Here is a 16,915-nt window from a genome sequence, read left to right on the forward strand (position 1 = left end):
TGTACCGAAGACCGGTCGGCAGTCTGTTTCGTGATGCCGCCCGAGACGGATTGCGGCGGCCGCGCCGTGATCGAAACCGCCCGCCACATCTAGGCTAAACGACTCTTTTCGTGGACAGAAGTGCGCCATTGGGGGAGCCGAAGCGGCCTGAAATAATCTTGGCCGCAGACAATATGTCGGAATTAAGCCTATGATATTGTTTGCGAAAATTCACCCAACGTGATTTGCGGAGGGAGCGCTTTCCGTTCCAGTTTCAAGCCGTCCGGTGCTGTCGTTTCCCAAGGCGGCGGTCCGGAAAGTGAAACAGCACGGAGTGCTTACCAATGAAGAAGACCCTCGCAACCACCGCCGCTCTGCTCGCCTTCCTCGGCACCGCCTATGCCGCGACCGTTCAGGGCACCATCCAGGCCGTCGACCCGACGACCAAGTCGATCACCCTCGACGACGGCAAGATCTACCAGCTGTCGCCGGAGGCGACGATCGGGAAACTGAAGGTCGGCGCCAAGGTGGCTGTGACTGTCGATGACAAGACCGGCATCGTGACGTCGATCAAGAAGGCCTCGTAAGGCGAGAACATCGTGCGTCGGCAGACCTGCTGACCGGATTTTACAAGCCCTGTTCCACTCATGGCCGGTCCCTCCGGGGATCGGCCATTTTCATCCGTCGGCTCTCGATGCCGGGCGACCTGGATAAGGTCTTCCGGCTGGACCCCAGGGCCGGCCGGCGGAATGCTGTCCGGCGGCATCGCTATGGTTTTTGCCAAAAAGCCGCGCTATCCCTTGGCCAACGGGGGATATCATGGCCGACGAACAAAAAGGGTTTCGCCTGTCGCGGCGGTTGCTGCTGGGTGCGGCTGTCGTCGGCGGCGCGGTGCTGTGGGGCGGCAACACGGTGGCGCGGCTGGCGCGCGCGCCTTCGGGGCCGAAGAACGCAGGACGGATAGCCGATATAGACGGCTTCGCGCTGCCTCTGAAGCCGCTGGACAATGCGCCGGCCTTCGACGCGTCGCTGCCCTGGTCGGCAAAAGGCGGCGACATCAACGATGCCAGCGGCCTGTCGATGACGCCGGTTTACGGCGTCGTCGAGATCAGCGAGGACGAGCACATCGGCAATGCGCTGGCCTTCGCGCGTGCCAATGGCCTGAAAGTCTCACTGGCCGCCATCCGCCATTCGATGGGCGGGCATGCCTTCGACGACAACGCGCTGGTGCTCGACCTCAGAAAGTTCAACAAAGTCACCGTCGATGCGGCGGCCAAGACCATGACCTTGCAGCCGGGCGCGCGCTGGCACGACATCCAGAACCTTCTGCATCCGCGCTTAGCGGTGAAGGCGATGCAGTCGACCGACATCTTCTCGGTCGGCGGCTCACTGTCGGTCAATGCGCACGGAATGGACCACCAGGCAGGCTCGGTGGCGGGCTCGATCCGCTCGATGCGAGTGATGCTGGCTGACGGCTCGGTGACCACCTGCTCGCCGACCGAGAACACCGATCTGTTCCGGCACGTCGTGGGCGGCTACGGCCTGTTCGGCGTGGTGCTGGAGGCGACGCTCGATGTCGTCGACAACGTCGTCTACCGGACCTCGCGCGAAATCATCAGATCGGACGATTTTCCGAAATTCTTCGCCGAGGTGCTGGAGCCGAACAAGGAGATCGGCCTGTTCTACGGTCATCTGTCGACGGCGCCCGGCAATTTCCTCGAGGACATGATCGTCTACCGTTATGACAAGGTGGCGGAGCAGCCGCCGGCGGATCAGCCTGAGATCGGCGAGCCGGGTTCAGTCGGGTTGAAGCGGGTGATCATCAACCTGGCGAAATGGGGCAGCCTGTTCCAGGAGTTGAAGTGGTTCACCGAAAAGACCCTGGAGCCGAAATTCGAAAGCTGCACGGTGGCGCGCACCTCAGCCATGGCCGAGGGCGAGGCTTGTCTCGTCACCCGCAACAACCCGATGCACGATTCGGTGCCCTATCTCTTCAACGATCGGATGGAGGAAACCGACATCCTGCACGAATATTTTATTCCACGTGCCGCCTATGTCGAATTCATCGCGGAAGCGCGCGAGATCCTGCGCAACCAGACGCTGCCGGTGCTCAATGCTTCGGTGCGCATCGTCCACAAGGAGGATGTGGCGCTGACCTACGCGCCGGAGCCGGCCTATTCGCTGGTGCTCTACATCAACCAGCCGACCGATGCCGACGGCAATGCCAGGATGCGGGCGCTGACGCGGGCGCTGATCGACGTGACGATCAAGCATGGCGGGCGCTTCTTCCTGCCTTACCAGCTGCATTACACGGCCAGGGAATTGCTGGCCTCCTATCCCGAACTGCCGGCCTTCCTGGCGGCGAAGCGGCAGTATGACCCGACGGAACTGTTTTCCTCGACCTTCTCCCGTGCCATCAAGGCGCTGAGCGGGGTGGCGTAGACTTTAGGAGACTTCATGCGCAAGGTATCAGCCGCGGCACTCATCCTCATCGCGCTGTGCGCTGGCCCTGCCGGAGCCGAGGATCTCAAGGCCTTCAAGCTGACCATCGATGGTGTGACGGTCGATATCGATCCCGGCGAGAGCGCAGACGTGACCCTGCCTGGCGGCAAGCGGAGCAAGGTGACGCTCGAGCGCAACGACTTCGCCACCTTTTCCGGCAGCGTCTTCTCCTTCGTTCACCCCAGCAACATTTCGGTGACCAAGACCGACATCGGCGATGATATCACGCAGTATCTGATGGCGTCGGCTCTCGGCACGATCGTCGTGGTGCAGGAATATGGCGCGATGAATCCGGTGTCGCTCAACCAGCTGATGCTGCAGGAGATGACCAAGGAATCGGTGCAGGCCGGCGCCACGCTGACGCAGGAGCCGACCACGCGCAAACTCGCCGACGGCAAGGAATTGACCGGCATCCACGCCGAGGTGAAGACACGCACCGACACCGCCGATTTCGAGATCGTCGGCGTCGGTCTTGCCGATCGGGGGCTGCTGTTCATCACCCGCATTGCCGGTGAGGATGCAGCGACCGAAAAGCCGCTGGTCGACAAGTTCTGGCAGAGCCTGAAAGTCAAGTTGCAGCGGGACTAGGGTCGTGTCCCGGTTTGAATTTCGGTTGGGATCCACACTTTTGCGTAACGGCGGCTCAAGTTATTCTAACGATCCGGATGTGGAGATCCTGCAGCATGGCGAAGCTCATTTTCAGAATGAACCAGTCCCTCGACGGTTACGTCGACCACCAGAAGATGCCGTCAGGCCCGACAATCTTTCGTCACTGGATGGAGCAAGTGCGCAATTTGAGCGGCAGTGTTTACGGTCGCGGCATGTACGAGGTCATGCGCTATTGGGACGAAGACCATCCTGAGTGGAGCGCGGAGGCGCACGAATTCGCGGCGGCGTGGCGGAACCAACCGAAATGGGTTGTGTCGCGCTCGCTGAAGTCGGTCGGCCCCAACGCCACACTTGTCGCGGACGACGTCGAGGCGGTGATAGGTGGGCTTAAGGCTGAGCTCGTCGGGGAGATTTCAGTTTCCGGACCGGACCTGGCACGAAGCCTGACCGACCTTGGTCTTATCGATGCGTACCAACTCTATTTCCACCCGTTCGTGCTTGGTCAGGGCAAGCCATTCTTCGCCGGCCCCCGGCCACCGCTTCGCTTCGTGGCCAGCGATCTGATAGGCGACGACGTGATCAGGTTGACCTATGTGCCTGCCTGATCACGCGGTCGTCAAACGCCGGCGGGCCTAAAGCCCTTTCGGCATCAATCCGGCCAGCCAGTTCACGGAGCGTTTCGCGGCGTCGGCGGTTGCCGAGGCGGCGCGGCCGAGATCGGTCTTGACCACGGCGTAGCCGTTCTTGGTGCGATAGAGCACACCGGTTCCGCCATCGACCACCTGTTCATAGGCGACGGGCCGGGCGGCATCGGCTTCCATGGCCGTCGTCGGCGAACCGACCGAGACGCTTGGCCGGTGGCTCAATTCAGGCGGCAATGGGCTTTCGGTCCTGACAACCCGGCTGGCGGGCTTCAGTTCCGGGCGCGATGCGGTCGCGGCCAGTTGCGAGGAGGACGACGAACCCTTCGTGCGGCAGATGCCGGAGACGAGCGGATAATTGAAATTGCGCTCGTGCAGCATCTGGCTCTTCATCGCCGCTTCGCACTCGGCGACGGTCGACCATTTGGCCGGCGTCTCGCCGATATATTCGCAAAGCTTGGCGTCGCAGTCGCAGCCGACAATGGTCATGGCGACAAGGGCGGTCTTGATCACGGTCTTGTCCCTTCGAGATGCCCCCGGCAGCCCATTCATTTCTTCCCATTCCTTCGCGCGCGAACAAGGCGGGATTTGGCCGCGATTGTGGAATGGGCGTGGCGGAGCGCAGGAAATGCATGATCCTGGCCGGGCGTGGCCGAAAGGCCTCAGTAGTCGTAGACGTGTTCAAGCCTGGCGCCGGCCTTGATCAGCGCCGGCAGCACGAGATGCAGCTTGCGCACGGCGACGATCATACCGGTGCGGCGCATCGCCGGGTCGGCCGGCAGCGGATAGCTGAACAGGATGCGCATGCCTTCGGGGATGGCGATCGTATCGGTGGAGAGCACGGTGACCATGATCTCGTCATTGCCGCCGATCTCGACGAAGGAGACGCCCTTGTCGATCAGGCGCGGGATCATTTCGGTGAAGACCTGATAGCGCCTGGTGACGAAGATGGTGCCGTCAGCGCCCATGTCGCGTTCGAGCAAGGTGTCGGGCTCGTTGCGGGTGGCTTCGCCGACGGGTCCCTTGGCCCAGACATGGATGTCGAGCAAGGCGGGGTCCATCGTGGCGGCGAGGGCCTTTTTGATCAGGTCGGCATAGCCCTGCTTGATGGTGTCGGCGAGGCCGAACGCCAGCTTGCGTTCGCTGGTCCGGATCGAGCTGTCGCCCGGCGCCGGCTGCACGGCAAACAGGCCGGCGCGCTTGTCGGCATAGGGGAACTGATACCAGGGCACCTGGTCGAGAAACCCTGCATAGTCCGCCGCCACCTTGGCCTGATAGATGTCGGCGGCGGTGCGCTTTGCCGTCGTCGCCTCGGTGATGCGGCCGACCGTGTTCTCATAGGCCCACTGCAATATATGCTCGATCGAGTGGCTGGTGCCGATGATGACCAGCATCTGGTGGTTGGCGTAGTTGAACTTGTAGGGAGAACTGGCGCGGATGACCATGGCGTAGTCCTGCCAGAAGCGGCCGACATAGGACCAGTAGGGGAAGCCGCTCGGCTGGTCCTTGTCGACGAAGCCGGCATATTCGCGCGCGGCGTAGACGATCGCCCATTCCGGATAGGTGAGGAAGGTCGATTCCTCCGGCCGCTGGTAGCCTGGGATCTCGGCGCGAACCTTGTCGGCCAGCGCCTTGGGCGGCGCGCCATCGGCAATTCCGGGCAGCGGCGTCTTGTCGAGCGACGGCGTCGTCAGGAAGCCGTAGCTCAGCCCGGCGATCGGGATGAGCATGACAAGGACGATCAGCCAGAGGATCGTCTTGATGATGCGCTTCAGCCAGCGGAACAGGAACATGGCCAGTCAGGCCGTGGCGAAGTGTTCGTGTATGCGCCTGGCCAGCCGGAAGCCGACATAGACGGCGAAGCCACCAATGACGAGGTGCGGCAGGTTGGCGAAGAAGCGGGCCGGGAATTCGATATCGTTGAGGGAGCGGAAGCCGTTGATGAAGATACCGGCATCGAGGCAGCCGGAACCGGTGATCAGCCCGAGCACGCCGTCGAACAGGTAGACCGAACCGAACAGCTTGAAATAGAACACCGCCTGGCGGTGCGAGATGAAGGCGGCGGCCAGAGCCCAGACGCCGGAGAAGGCGTGCAGCAGGTCGTCATACCATTGCAGCGAGAACAGGCCGAACAGATTGCCGTCGGCGTCGTTGAACGCCGGTATGTAGCCGATGGCGACGACGCCGAAGAACAGGAAGGCATAGGCGACGGCAAGCTTCTGGATGAGCGTCATGAAGTGTCCCCCTCGAAGAGTCCGCCTGAAAACAGACTCTGACGCTGGGATACTAACTGATTTTGGCGCGCGGTGAAGCGGCGCCCGCGAGATCGCCGGCGAAGGATATCGAGGGGCAAAAAGGCAGTCGGCGCCGGGATTTCTCCCAGCGCCTCCCTGTCAGATCAGGACACGGTCGCGGCAGCAACTTCCGTAAAGTCGTCGCGCCTTGCCGGCCTTGATTTTGACGGTCCTGCCAGTCCGCCACCCGAGAGCAGCGTCCGTTCGGGACCACGCCGGTCTCCACCCTTGCGGGCTTTGCCCTGCGCACCATCGAAGGTTTTTGCCGTCCTTCATGGCAGCATCGGTCCGCCGTAGGCGTTGGCACGCTTTCCGCGGCCCCGTAGGTCTCGGCTCCGTCCCTCGAAACAGGCAAGCCTGCTCTCGCTTCGGGCCGTACGGGCCTCAGGAAATCCGCCTTTCACTTCGCCTTTCGGCTTGATGATCGGTAGCCGCCTGAGATGGGTTTAACGTACGCCGGGTAAGGGTCCTGGGGAATGGCCGGAGGCCTGTGGATAACGGGATTATCGGGGATCAAGCTGGGACAGCGAAATTTTCCTGTCCGCCACGATGGGCGTCATCGGCGGACATTCGGCCTTGCCCTGCCGCCCGGTGCGGTCTTCAATGCCGGCAAAGGATTCGAGGCGCCGAGCGCCTCGAATCCTTGCGGGAGGGTTGCTTGAAAGTTGGAGTGGTTCTCAACCCGATTGCCGGTGGGGGCCGGCTGAAACGGCATTGGCCTGATGTCGCCGTGTCGCTGAAAAAGCATTTCGGCGAATTCGAACTGCGCGAGACGCAAGCGGAAGGCGACGCCGAAAGGCTGGCAATCGATCTCGCGATGATTGGCTTCGACCTGGTGATCGCGGCCGGCGGCGACGGCACCGCCAGCGAAGTGGCCGACGGGCTGCTGCAAGCGGCCAGGGAAAGCGGCCGGACCACCGAGCTTGGGCTCTTGCCATGCGGCACCGGCATCGATTTCGCGCGTGGGCTAGGTCTGCCGAAAAAGGTCGATGCCGTGCTGAAGCGGATCGCCGAAGCCAAGCCCCGCAAGGTCGATGCCGGACGCATCTGCTACGTCGACGATCACGGCGCGCTGGCCAGCCGGCATTTCATCAACATCGCCAGCCTGGGGCTTTCCGGCGCCACTGACCGCGCCGTCAATGCCGACAAGCGCAAGGGCAGGATGTCGGCCAAGGCGCTGTTCCTGTGGCGCACCGTGGTCGAGTTCATCCGCTACCGCTTCCAGGAGGTCAGCATAACGGTCGACGACGGCGTCCCCGTCGAAGCGCGCATGGCGCTGGTGGCGGTGGCAAACGGAAAGTTCTTCGGCGGCGGCATGATGATCGCGCCGGATGCGGAACTGACCGACGGGCAGTTCGACATCGTCATCCTGCGCGCGGCCGGCAAGCTGAAGCTGATCTGGGACATCCGGCTGCTCTATGGCGGCCGGCATCGCAATCATCCTGCGATCACCATCCTGCGCGGCAGGAAAGTGGTGGTCGAACCGCTCGGCGATTTAGAGAAGAACGGCGCGCTGGTCGACATAGACGGCGAGTCGCTGGGACGCATACCCGCGACCTTCGAGATCCTGCCCGGTGCATTGACGCTCAGATACTGAATCAAGCCGTTGACAGATTGATTCAGATGGATCCGCCGATCCAGCCAACGCCCTGAAATCGTTTGATATCCAGCCGGCGTCAGAGTTCGAGCTTGGCCGGAAAACCAGGTGCGCGCAGGTCGGTGCCGACGGCATCTTCCAACAGTTTGACGATCTGGGTCGACCAGGCGCCGCCGCCATAGGCGGCCTTGCCTTGCTGAAAAATGGCGTTGACGTGCGATGCCAGCTCAAGCGGCACGCCGGACTGCTCGCCGATGGCGAGCGCGAAGCCGAGGTCCTTCAGCGCCAGGTCCATGGTGAAGCCGATGTCGTAGGAGCCGTTGAGGATGAGCTGGCTTTCGGTCTCGTGGACGAAGCTGTTGCCGGAGGAGGCTGATATGGCGTGGTAGGATTGGGCGAGGTCAAGCCCGCCCTTTTTGGCCAGCATCAGCGCTTCGCCGGCGGCAACGAGATGGATGAAGGCGAGCATGTTGGTGATCACCTTGATCACCGCCGCCGAGCCGACCGGACCCATCAGGAACGATTTTGCGCACATCGCCTCGATGGCCGGTCGATGACGCTCGTAGAGCGCAGGATCGCCGCCGACCAGCGCCGTGATCTTTCCGGCCGCCGCCAGGTGCACGCCACCGGTGACCGGGCATTCCAGCGTCTCGACGCCCCTGGCCGAGGCGACGGCGGCGAGGCGGGTAATTTCGTCGCGGCCGTTGGTCGACATCTCGATCCAGGTGCCGCCTGCGGGCAGGCCCTCCAGCAGACCATCGGCGCCCGCCAGCACGGCTTCGCTCACCTTCGGAGAGGGCAGGCAGGAGATTGCGTTGCCGGCCCGTGCGGCGGCCTCGGCGGGGCTGCTTGCCGCTGTGGCCCCGAGCGCCACCAAGCGTTCGACGGCCGCGGGATCGCGGTCGAAGACGGTGACGGCAAAGCCGTTGCGGACCAGGCTGGCGGCAAGGTTGCCGCCGAGATGGCCAAGGCCGATAAAGGCGTAGCTTTCGTTCACGGCATCAGCGGCGTCTGCATCATCTGCAGATGCAGGTCCTTGCCCGTGTAAGGGTGTGCTTCGCAGACCGCCTCGTTGAGCTCGACGCCGAGGCCGGGCTCCTTCGACGGGATGACATTGCCGTCCTGCCACTCGATCTTTTTCTTCAGCAGCGTGGCGTGGAAACCGTCCCACTGCTTCAGCGATTCGAGGATGAGGAAGTTGGGCAGCGTCACCGCCAGTTGGATGTTGGCCGCACCCACGATCGGTCCGCAATAGCAATGCGGTGCGATCTGGATGTGGTAGGCCTCGGCCATCGCCGCGATCTTCTTGGTCTCGAGGATGCCGCCGGAGCGGCCGAGGTCCGGCTGCAGGATGGTCGCGGCGCGGTTCTCGATGACGCGGGCGAACTCGAACTTGGTCGTCAGCCGCTCGCCGGTGGCGATCGGGATCGAGGTCGCGCGGGCCACTTGGGCCATGACCTCAGGCATATCAGGTGGCACCGGCTCCTCGAACCACAAGGGATCGTAGGGTTCGATGGCGCGCGCCATGCGCAGCGCGCCGGACGCTGTGAACTGGCCGTGCGTGCCGAACAGGATGTCGGCGCGGGTGCCGACCGCCTCGCGGATCGCCTTGATCATGCGGGTGGACAGGTCGATATCGACGAGGCGCGGCTGATGACCGTCGAAGGCGGTGTAGGGGCCGGCGGGGTCGAGCTTGACGGCATTGAAACCCTGCTCGACATATTCGAGCGCGCAGGCAGCGGCGAGATCTGGATCGTTGTAGACGTTCTTGCCGTGCACATCCTCGGAATGGACGCTGCCGCTGTGCGGATAGAGATAGGTGTAGGAACGCAGCGTTTCGTGCACTTGGCCGCCGAGCAGTTTATAGACCGGCTTGTCGGCTTCCTTGCCGATAATGTCCCAGCAGGCCATTTCCAGCGCCGAGAAGCAGCCCATGCCGGACACATCGGGGCGCTGGGTGAAGCCGGAGGAATAGGCGCGGCGGAAGAAATTCTCGATGTCGTGCGGGTCGCGGCCGATGAGATAGCGCTCGGCCATGTCCTCGACCATCCGGGCGGTAACATGGGCCGAGAAGGTGGCGTTGTAGGCCTCGCCATAGCCGACGACGCCGCCGTCGGTGGTCAGCTTGACGAAGATGAAATACTTGCCGCCGATGCCGGGCGGCGGATTGCCGACAACCCAGGTCTTGACGTCGGTGATCTTCATTCTTGGTCCTCCAGAACCAGTTCGGCGCCTTTCCAACCGGTCATGATCGAGGCGGCGTTGGTGTTGCCGGTGATGTTGTCGGGAAAGATCGAGGCATCGATGACGCGCAAACCTTCCAGACCATGCACCTTGAGGCGCGGGTTGACGACGGCGCGCGCGGGATCCGGCCCCATGCGGCAGGTCGAGACCGGATGATATACGGTGCCCGAGCGCTTCCGGAAATCCTGGACCAGATCGGCATCGGAGGTGATCGAGGGACCGGGCAGGACCTCTTCCTCGATGATCTCGGCCATGGCGGGCATCGAGGCGATCTTGCGCACGAATTTCACCGCTGCCAGCATCTCCTCGACATCGGCATTGGTGGAGTAGGCATTGGCCGTTATCTTGGGGTAGTCGCGCGGATTGGCCGAGCGGATCATGATCTCGCCACGGCTCGACGGGCGGCAGTTGGATAGGCCGATGGAAAAGCCCGGCCATGGGTCCGGCGTCAGGATGGGGCGCTCGCCGCTCTTGGGAATGACGGTCGAGAAGGCCTGGAAATAGAGCTGCATGTTGGGCCGCGTCGCCGTAGGGTCGGTGCGGAAGAAGCCGCCGGCATTGTTCATCGACAGCGACAGCGGGCCGGAGCGGGTCAGGATGTACTGCATGCCGACCAGCAGCTTGCCCCACCAGGGACGCAGCGTCTGGTTGAGCGTCGGCAGCTTGCCCTTGAAGGTGTAGTTGATGCCGACATGGTCCTGCAGATGCGCGCCGACATTCTCGTTGCCGTGGACGATCGGAATGCCCAGGCCCTTCAGTAGCGCGGAAGGGCCGACGCCGGACAGCTGCAGCAATTGCGGCGAGTTGACCGAACCGCCCGACAGGATGATTTCGCGGCCGGCACGCGCCGTCTTCATCTCGCCGTTCTGCTGGTATTCGACGCCGACGGCACGCTTGCCCTCGAACAGGATTTTTGTCGCCAGCGCCTTCATCTCGACGCGGACATTCCCGCGCTTCATCGCCGGGCGCAGGAAAGCGCGCGCCGCCGACATGCGGCGGCCATCGCGGGTCGAGATCTGGTAGATGCCGACGCCCTCCTGGGCGGCGCCGTTGAAATCCGGGTTGAGCGGCAGGCCGGCCTGCTGGCCGGCGGCGAGATAGCGCCTGGTCAGCGGGTGGACGGCGTTAGAACAGTCTGTGACATGCAGCGGGCCGCCGACACCGCGCCATCGGTCGGCGCCGGCCTGGTTGTCCTCGAGCGCCTTGAAGGTGGGCAGCAGATCGTCATAGCCCCAGCCGGGATTGCCGGCGGCTGCCCAGGCATCGAAATCCTCGCGCGCGCCCCTGATCCAGACCATGGCGTTGATCGAGCTCGAACCGCCGAGCAGCTTGCCGCGCGGCCAGTGATCGGCATTGCCGGCGAGGCCCGGATCCGGCTCGGCCTTGTAGTTCCAGTTGACGTCGGGATCGAAGAAGGTCTTGCCGTAGCCGAGCGGCATCTGGACGTAGAAGCGGCGGTCGGTGCCGCCGGCCTCCAGCACCAGCACCGAGAAGCGTCCCGAGGCCGAGAGTTTTTCGGCCAGGACCGAGCCGGCCGAGCCGGAGCCGACGATGATGAAATCATAGGTCTGCATGATGATGCGGGCGGCTCCGGAAAATTGGCTGCAGCCTAGACGCGGCGGCGCTCCCAAGTCGCCGCGCCTTCCGGCATCAGTTGTGAAAAAAGCGACCGCCGAACTGGCCGGGTTTGCGGGGATACCCGACAATCGCGCTTGATATGCACCGGGGCGACAGCTTATGCGATGGGATCGGCCACCTTGCGGAAGGCAGGAAATCATATGCGGACCCTTCCTGACGCGTTCATTCCCGAACTGCCGGGCCACTACAGCGGCAAGGTCCGCGAGAACTATGACCTTGCGGATGGCCGGCGCATCATCATCGCCACCGACCGGCTCAGTGCCTTCGACACCATCCTGACGTCGATCCCCTGCAAGGGCGAGATCCTTACTCAGACGGCGCGCTACTGGTTCGAGGAAACCGCCGACATCTGCCCGAACCATGTTCTCGAATACCCCGACCCGAACGTCGTCGTCGGCACAAGGCTCGACATCCTGCCGGTCGAGATCGTCGTGCGTGGCTATCTGGCCGGAACCACCAGCACCTCGATCCTGACGCGCTACAAGCGCGGTGACCGCGACATGTATGGCATCCGCCTGCCGGATGGCCTGCGCGACAATGAAAGACTGGCGGAGCCGATCATCACGCCGACCAGCAAGGCCGCGCATGGCGGCCATGACGAACCGCTGTCCAAAGCCGAGATTCTCGAGCAGGGTCTTCTCACGCAGGCGCAGTGGGATACCGTATCGGACTACGCCTTGCGGCTGTTCGCCCGCGGCCAGCAGCGCGCCACTGAGCGCGGCCTGATCCTGGCCGACACGAAATACGAATTCGGCACCGACAAGGACGGGACCATCATTCTTGCCGACGAAATCCACACGCCCGACAGCAGCCGGTACTGGATCGCGTCGAGTTACGGACAGGCGCTTGCCGACGGCAGCCGGCCGGAGAGTTTTGACAAGGATTTCATCCGCTCATGGGTCTCGGCGCGCTGCGATCCCTACAACGACCCGATTCCAGAGATACCCGACGAGATCGTCGAACAGGCTTCGCGGGTTTACGCGCAGGCTTATGAGGCGATCACGGGCAAGGAATTCGTGCCCGATGTTTCCGGGGATACGGTGCTGGATCGCATCAGAGCTAACCTTGCAGGTTATTTTTGAGAGGTGCCCCTCTCAGCTAACGCCTGGTCTTAAGCCGCGCAGTCGACCCCACTCCGTCGAGCTTCGCTCGCCACCTCTCCCCCGATCGACGGGGTAGAGGAAGGGCGCGAGCTTGGGGTGGCGCTGCGAAGCAGCGACGGAGTGGGGGAAGCCCCCTCCAAAACCCGAAGCCGCTGAAAATCAGGCACAACCGCGCGAATGCCAGGGTTAGCCTATGGCCATGGAGGCCAGGAAACAGCAGCTGCGGCGCGTTGACCTGATCCTGCAGCGGCGATACGGATCGATGATCATCACCTCACAAGGATTTCTCGCATGGTGCACTACGCTGAAGGACGGCCGCTTGGCGATCTGACGCTGCGCACCCTGGCCATGCCTTCGGACGCCAATGCGGCCGGCGACATTTTCGGCGGCTGGGTGATGGCGCAGATGGACCTGGCCTGCGGCATCCGCGCCGCCGAGCGCGCCAAGGGCCGCGTGGTGACGGCGGCGGTCAAGGAAATGTCCTTCGCCAAGCCGATGAAGATCGGCGACACGCTGTGCATCTACACCCATGTCGAGCGCGTCGGCCGCACCTCGATGACGCTCAAGGTCGAAGCCTGGGCGCAGCGCTACCTCTCCGACCTGATGGAGAAGGTCACCCATGCCGATTTCGTCATGGTGGCGCTGGATGGCGAGGGCAAGCCGAAAGCGGTTCCTGCCGAAAGCTGACGCGAGCCGTTTTTCCCACGCTTGGTCATTTGTAACATGCCTCTCCGGGGAGACACGTTTCGCGACATCCGATGGTTGCCTCCAAGCCCGATCCTGCTGCAATCGGAGGAGAGACAATGCGTCAACATCTGCTGAACGGTTGGCTCGTGGCAGCCCTGGTCGCGACGACCTGCCTGCTCGGCGTGACCGCCTACGCGGAGGTGAAGGAAGATATCTCGCGCAGTGCCTGCACGCATGGGGAACAGGCTCCCGGCAAGCAGGGCGCACGGTGTGATAGCTGTGGCGCCGCGCGATGCGATGTCCGCGCATCAGGAGCCTGAGCGGCAGCCGTCAGGAGACGGAATGAGCGGCAATCCGCCAGCCGACACGGCGCGTGCATCCGGGCAACGATCCGCACAGCCGAGATAGAATTTCCGATCAGACAAGCCGGATGTTGCGTGCCGGGCTGGATCCCTTGCGGTGCAAGGGTTTCAGGCGTGCGTGCCGTCGAATTTTTCGCGCGCAGCCTTGACGCGCATGGTGTTCGCGCGCGCCCATTCGCTCAGTGCGCTGACGGGGATCAGCAGCTCGTGGCCGAGCTCGGTCAGCTCATAATCGACGCGCGGTGGAATGGTTGGAAACACGGTGCGGGTGACGAAGCCGTCACGCTCCAGCCCGCGCAAGGTGGTGGTCAGCATCTTCTGCGAGATGCCGCCGACGGCAGCGCGCAATTCGTTGAAACGCAGCGGTCCGTCGCCCAGCTTGCCGACGACCAGAACGGTCCATTTGTCGCCGACGCGCTGCAGGATTTCCGAGATGGCGCGGCAGTCTTCGGAGCGGTGTGGGTGCCTCGGTAACAAAAAAGTGCCTTCTTGTGCATCGCGTTTCCAGTATCTCATATAGCGCAGGTATCCAAATGATACCAGTACTTCGTGCAAGGAGAGCCCTTATGTCCAAACCCAAAATTGCCATCGTCGTCGGATCGACGCGCGCCGCTCGTTTCGCCGATGTGCCAACCCAGTGGATCGCCAAGATCGCCAAGTCGCATGCCGACATCGATGTCGAGGTCGTCGACCTGCGCGACTTCCCGCTGCCGTTCTTCGACGAGGTCGCATCCTCCGCCTGGGCGCCGTCGCAGAACGAAGTGGCACAGCGCTGGCAGAAGAAGGTCGCCGAATTCGACGGCTTCATCTTCACCGCCGCCGAATACAATCATGGCCCGACGGCCGTGCTGAAGAACGCCATCGACTACGCCGCCAATGAATGGAACAAGAAGTCGGCCGGCTTCGTCGGTTATGGCAGCGTCGGCGGCTCGCGTGCCGTCGAACAGCTTAGACTGTATGCCGTCGAATTGCAGATGGCGCCGGTCAAGTCGGCCGTCCATATCGCCTGGGGCGATTTCCTCGCCGTCCGCCAGGGCGAGAAGAAGCTGGAAGACCTCGAGCATCTGAACCAGGCCGCCACCGCGCTGGTCAACGATGTTGCGTGGTGGGCCAAGGTGCTCAAGGCAGCGCGTCAAGCCGACGCCGTTGCCGACGAAGTCAAGGCGGCCTGACCGCCAATTCGAATTATCCTCCCAAGGATCCAGGGCGGCGCTTGCGTCGCCCTTTTTCGATTATAGCGGCTCGAATTGAAAGCTGGCGCCGGATCGGACGACGCGGCCGATGCCGGGCGAATCCAGATGCGCGCCGGCAACGAAACAATGTTCGTCGGCTGCAAGCGCCAGCAACCGCAACCGGCTTTCGCGCGCCTGGTCCTGATCGGCGTCGAATTCCCACGTCACCTCAGGTCGATCGAACTGAAGCGATGGGACGTGAACGGTGTCACCCCAAATCAGAACGCGTTCGCCGCCGCTCGAAACGCAAAAGCAGCTATGTCCCGCTTCATGGCCATGAGCGTCGACAATGTCGACATGTGTCCCGATACGGTCTCCGGCTTCGAAGGCTTCTGCCATGCCGTGAAATCGTTCGAGCCGCGCTTCGGCGCGAAAAAAGCCGAGTTCTTCCCCGGGAACGAGCAAGCGCGCCAGGCGCGGGAAAGCGTCGCGGCCGTCGGCAAGCACAAGACCATGGATGTGGTCGAGATGCGTGTGGGTGAAGCAGACGGTACGGACTCGTCCGGCATCGATGCCGGCTTCGTCCAGCGCCTCGGGAAGTCGGCCCATGGTGGGATGCCAGGCGTTCGAGGCGCCGGTGTCGATCAGGATGATCCCGTTTCCATCGTCAATCGCGAAGGCATTGACGGAAAGCCTGAGTTGACCAGCAACCAACGCGACTTGTTGCGGCAATTCATCGCCAAATGGCTTGTCGCCGCGTTGCCGAAGCCGTCCGATCGGCATGTCGACATAGCCATCGCGCAAGGAGGTGATGCGCAAGTCACCAAGATCGTAGGTCTGATAAAGGTCGCCTGAAGCTATGCGGCGCATTTTTTCCGATCCGTCTGTAAACAATCGACAACATGCGACGGGCCAGCCGCGTCGGCAACCCGCCCCGTCAATTCGATCTATGCCATGTGTGCGTGCGTCGCCTGCCGTGACCGGATGATGCAGTCGGCGAGGCGGTCTGCCTCGTCCAACTCGTCGGTATGGTGCTGATATCCGGATGTCGCGAAAGCCGCGAACACGACGCCAATCGGGGTTGGACTGCTACATCGACGGGACTGCCATCTGGTCGCGCCCTTTGCCCTGATATATCCGGCTGCAATCCGTCACATGAGTGAAGCCGTGAAGACATCCAGCCTGACCGGCGCCGTTTCCCCGATGATCCCGGTGCTCGTATGCGCGCTGGCGATCTTCCTGCTGTCCGGGATGGATGCAGCGATGAAGATCCTGGTCATCGCGGTCGGCGTCTACAACACCTTGCTGTGGCGCAGCATGGTCGCGACCGTGGTCGCGGGCGCGGCCTGGCTGGCGGGACCGCGCTTAAAGCCAACCGTTCCGGTGCTGAGGCTGCATGCGCTGCGTGCCGCGGTTGTCGGCGTCGTCCTGATATCCTTCTTCTGGGGCTTGGCCAGGCTGCCGCTCGCGGAGGCGATCGGGCTCAGTTTCGTGGCGCCCTTGTTTGCCCTGTTTCTCGCCGCGCTACTGCTGGGCGAACGGATTCGGCGCCAGGCTGTCTGGGCATCGCTGGCCGGCATTGCCGGCGTCGCCATCATCATGGCCGGCCAGTTCGGGCAGTCAGACTATTCGCAAGATGCCATGCTCGGCACGGCGGCGGTGCTCGTATCGACGGTGTTCTACGGCTACAATCTCATCCTCGCCCGGCAACAGGCGCAGTTGGCCAAGCCGATCGAGATCATGCTGTTCCAGAACCTTTGCGTTGCCATCCTGCTCGGCCTCGCGGCACCCTGGCTCGCCGTCGCCCTGCCGAGTAATCTTTGGCTTCCTTTGGCCGGGGTGACGGTGCTGTCGCTTGCCGGGCAGTTCCTGATGAGTTGGTCCTACGCCCGCGCCGAAGCGCAATATCTGATCCCGACGGAATACTCGGCCTTCATCTGGGCGGTCGCGCTCGGCTGGTTCTTCTTCGGCGAGGAGGCGACCTGGACCACCTTGACCGGAGCATGCCTGATCGTCGCCGGCTGCCTGATCGCGGCGCGAGCCAATCCCAGGCTTGCCGAACCCATCGAAATGGCGGTTTGAGCGCC

At 63.1% G+C, this 16,915-nt stretch carries 18 protein-coding genes; 10 read left to right on the forward strand and 8 right to left on the reverse strand.

Annotation, left to right across the window (positions count from 1 at the left end; genetic code table 11):
• The first annotated feature begins 323 nt into the window (after positions 1-323).
• From EJ079_RS16765 to EJ079_RS16780, 4 genes are all read left to right on the forward strand, one after another.
• Positions 324-566: a DUF1344 domain-containing protein gene (locus EJ079_RS16765; protein WP_013530037.1), complete on the forward strand. Its 243-nt coding sequence runs from the start codon at positions 324-326 to the stop codon at positions 564-566.
• A gap of 232 nt (positions 567-798) precedes the next feature.
• Positions 799-2,421 carry an FAD-binding oxidoreductase gene (locus EJ079_RS16770; protein WP_127809550.1) on the forward strand — a complete coding sequence of 541 codons (1,623 nt, stop codon included), beginning with the start codon at positions 799-801 and terminating at the stop codon, positions 2,419-2,421.
• Between the two features lie 15 nt (positions 2,422-2,436).
• Positions 2,437-3,069 (forward strand): hypothetical protein, encoded by a 633-nt coding sequence (locus tag EJ079_RS16775; RefSeq protein WP_127809551.1) that lies wholly within the window; start codon positions 2,437-2,439, stop codon positions 3,067-3,069.
• 95 nt (positions 3,070-3,164) lie between these two features.
• Positions 3,165-3,695, forward strand: a complete 531-nt coding sequence (locus EJ079_RS16780) for a dihydrofolate reductase family protein (RefSeq protein WP_127809552.1) — start codon at positions 3,165-3,167, stop codon at positions 3,693-3,695.
• A 27-nt stretch (positions 3,696-3,722) separates the two neighbouring features.
• Here EJ079_RS16780 and EJ079_RS16785 read toward each other — a convergent pair whose 3' ends face one another.
• From EJ079_RS16785 to EJ079_RS16795, 3 genes are all read right to left on the reverse strand, one after another.
• Positions 3,723-4,244: a hypothetical protein gene (locus EJ079_RS16785; RefSeq protein WP_013530041.1), complete on the reverse strand. Its 522-nt coding sequence runs from the start codon at positions 4,242-4,244 to the stop codon at positions 3,723-3,725.
• A gap of 149 nt (positions 4,245-4,393) precedes the next feature.
• Complete coding sequence (locus EJ079_RS16790) at positions 4,394-5,524, reverse strand: hypothetical protein (protein ID WP_127809553.1); 1,131 nt, start codon at positions 5,522-5,524, stop codon at positions 4,394-4,396.
• 6 nt (positions 5,525-5,530) lie between these two features.
• Complete coding sequence (locus EJ079_RS16795; protein WP_127268292.1) at positions 5,531-5,965, reverse strand: hypothetical protein; 435 nt, start codon at positions 5,963-5,965, stop codon at positions 5,531-5,533.
• A 718-nt stretch (positions 5,966-6,683) separates the two neighbouring features.
• On the opposite strand from EJ079_RS16795, the gene EJ079_RS16800 reads away from it, so the two are divergent.
• The gene (locus EJ079_RS16800; protein ID WP_127809554.1) at positions 6,684-7,622 is read left to right on the forward strand and encodes a diacylglycerol kinase family protein; all 939 of its coding nucleotides are present in this window, start codon (positions 6,684-6,686) and stop codon (positions 7,620-7,622) included.
• A 79-nt stretch (positions 7,623-7,701) separates the two neighbouring features.
• Here EJ079_RS16800 and EJ079_RS16805 read toward each other — a convergent pair whose 3' ends face one another.
• From EJ079_RS16805 to EJ079_RS16815, 3 genes are read right to left on the reverse strand one after another with little or no spacing between them, the layout of a single operon-like run.
• Positions 7,702-8,619 carry an NAD(P)-dependent oxidoreductase gene (locus tag EJ079_RS16805; RefSeq protein WP_127809555.1) on the reverse strand — a complete coding sequence of 306 codons (918 nt, stop codon included), beginning with the start codon at positions 8,617-8,619 and terminating at the stop codon, positions 7,702-7,704.
• Positions 8,616-9,827, reverse strand: a complete 1,212-nt coding sequence (locus EJ079_RS16810; protein ID WP_127809556.1) for a mandelate racemase/muconate lactonizing enzyme family protein — start codon at positions 9,825-9,827, stop codon at positions 8,616-8,618. Before EJ079_RS16810 ends, EJ079_RS16805 begins: the two co-directional genes overlap by 4 nt.
• Complete coding sequence (locus EJ079_RS16815; RefSeq protein ID WP_127809557.1) at positions 9,824-11,440, reverse strand: GMC family oxidoreductase N-terminal domain-containing protein; 1,617 nt, start codon at positions 11,438-11,440, stop codon at positions 9,824-9,826. Before EJ079_RS16815 ends, EJ079_RS16810 begins: the two co-directional genes overlap by 4 nt.
• A 204-nt stretch (positions 11,441-11,644) precedes the next feature.
• Here EJ079_RS16815 and EJ079_RS16820 point away from each other — a divergent pair, with 204 nt between their 5' ends.
• The 3 genes from EJ079_RS16820 to EJ079_RS16835 all read left to right on the forward strand — a co-directional run bounded on the left by EJ079_RS16820 (position 11,645) and on the right by EJ079_RS16835 (position 13,614).
• Positions 11,645-12,586, forward strand: a complete 942-nt coding sequence (locus tag EJ079_RS16820) for a phosphoribosylaminoimidazolesuccinocarboxamide synthase (RefSeq protein WP_127809558.1) — start codon at positions 11,645-11,647, stop codon at positions 12,584-12,586.
• A 312-nt stretch (positions 12,587-12,898) separates the two neighbouring features.
• Positions 12,899-13,294 (forward strand): acyl-CoA thioesterase, encoded by a 396-nt coding sequence (locus EJ079_RS16830; protein WP_023809765.1) that lies wholly within the window; start codon positions 12,899-12,901, stop codon positions 13,292-13,294.
• A gap of 116 nt (positions 13,295-13,410) precedes the next feature.
• Entirely contained in the window at positions 13,411-13,614 is a 204-nt protein-coding gene (locus tag EJ079_RS16835; RefSeq protein WP_127271958.1) for a hypothetical protein, read from the forward strand.
• A gap of 150 nt (positions 13,615-13,764) precedes the next feature.
• Here EJ079_RS16835 and EJ079_RS16840 read toward each other — a convergent pair whose 3' ends face one another.
• Positions 13,765-14,133, reverse strand: a complete 369-nt coding sequence (locus tag EJ079_RS16840; protein ID WP_164781857.1) for a helix-turn-helix domain-containing protein — start codon at positions 14,131-14,133, stop codon at positions 13,765-13,767.
• Between the two features lie 89 nt (positions 14,134-14,222).
• On the opposite strand from EJ079_RS16840, the gene EJ079_RS16845 reads away from it, so the two are divergent.
• Positions 14,223-14,828: an NADPH-dependent FMN reductase gene (locus EJ079_RS16845; RefSeq protein ID WP_127809560.1), complete on the forward strand. Its 606-nt coding sequence runs from the start codon at positions 14,223-14,225 to the stop codon at positions 14,826-14,828.
• Between the two features lie 60 nt (positions 14,829-14,888).
• On the opposite strand, the gene EJ079_RS16850 is transcribed toward EJ079_RS16845, so the two are convergent.
• A complete protein-coding gene (locus EJ079_RS16850) occupies positions 14,889-15,698 on the reverse strand; it encodes an MBL fold metallo-hydrolase (protein WP_127809561.1) in 810 nt (269 codons plus the stop codon).
• 285 nt (positions 15,699-15,983) lie between these two features.
• Between EJ079_RS16850 and EJ079_RS16860 the strand changes: the two genes are divergently transcribed.
• Positions 15,984-16,910: a DMT family transporter gene (locus tag EJ079_RS16860; protein ID WP_127809562.1), complete on the forward strand. Its 927-nt coding sequence runs from the start codon at positions 15,984-15,986 to the stop codon at positions 16,908-16,910.
• Positions 16,911-16,915 lie beyond the last annotated feature (5 nt).

Origin of the sequence: Mesorhizobium sp. M7A.F.Ce.TU.012.03.2.1 (assembly GCF_004006095.1) — a bacterium.
In the GTDB taxonomy this organism is placed as follows: domain Bacteria; phylum Pseudomonadota; class Alphaproteobacteria; order Rhizobiales; family Rhizobiaceae; genus Mesorhizobium.

Excerpts from the sequence above, each read along its gene's own strand:
- EJ079_RS16765 (WP_013530037.1), top strand. The coding sequence starts at position 324 with ATGAAGAAGACCCTCGCAACCACCGCCGCTCTGCTCGCCTTCCTCGGC.
- EJ079_RS16770 (WP_127809550.1), top strand. The coding sequence starts at position 799 with ATGGCCGACGAACAAAAAGGGTTTCGCCTGTCGCGGCGGTTGCTGCTG.
- EJ079_RS16775 (WP_127809551.1), top strand. The coding sequence starts at position 2,437 with ATGCGCAAGGTATCAGCCGCGGCACTCATCCTCATCGCGCTGTGCGCT.
- EJ079_RS16780 (WP_127809552.1), top strand. The coding sequence starts at position 3,165 with ATGGCGAAGCTCATTTTCAGAATGAACCAGTCCCTCGACGGTTACGTC.
- EJ079_RS16790 (WP_127809553.1), bottom strand. The coding sequence starts at position 5,524 with ATGTTCCTGTTCCGCTGGCTGAAGCGCATCATCAAGACGATCCTCTGG.
- EJ079_RS16795 (WP_127268292.1), bottom strand. The coding sequence starts at position 5,965 with ATGACGCTCATCCAGAAGCTTGCCGTCGCCTATGCCTTCCTGTTCTTC.
- EJ079_RS16810 (WP_127809556.1), bottom strand. The coding sequence starts at position 9,827 with ATGAAGATCACCGACGTCAAGACCTGGGTTGTCGGCAATCCGCCGCCC.
- EJ079_RS16815 (WP_127809557.1), bottom strand. The coding sequence starts at position 11,440 with ATGCAGACCTATGATTTCATCATCGTCGGCTCCGGCTCGGCCGGCTCG.
- EJ079_RS16820 (WP_127809558.1), top strand. The coding sequence starts at position 11,645 with ATGCGGACCCTTCCTGACGCGTTCATTCCCGAACTGCCGGGCCACTAC.
- EJ079_RS16830 (WP_023809765.1), top strand. The coding sequence starts at position 12,899 with ATGGTGCACTACGCTGAAGGACGGCCGCTTGGCGATCTGACGCTGCGC.
- EJ079_RS16835 (WP_127271958.1), top strand. The coding sequence starts at position 13,411 with ATGCGTCAACATCTGCTGAACGGTTGGCTCGTGGCAGCCCTGGTCGCG.
- EJ079_RS16845 (WP_127809560.1), top strand. The coding sequence starts at position 14,223 with ATGTCCAAACCCAAAATTGCCATCGTCGTCGGATCGACGCGCGCCGCT.
- EJ079_RS16850 (WP_127809561.1), bottom strand. The coding sequence starts at position 15,698 with ATGCGCCGCATAGCTTCAGGCGACCTTTATCAGACCTACGATCTTGGT.
- EJ079_RS16860 (WP_127809562.1), top strand. The coding sequence starts at position 15,984 with ATGAGTGAAGCCGTGAAGACATCCAGCCTGACCGGCGCCGTTTCCCCG.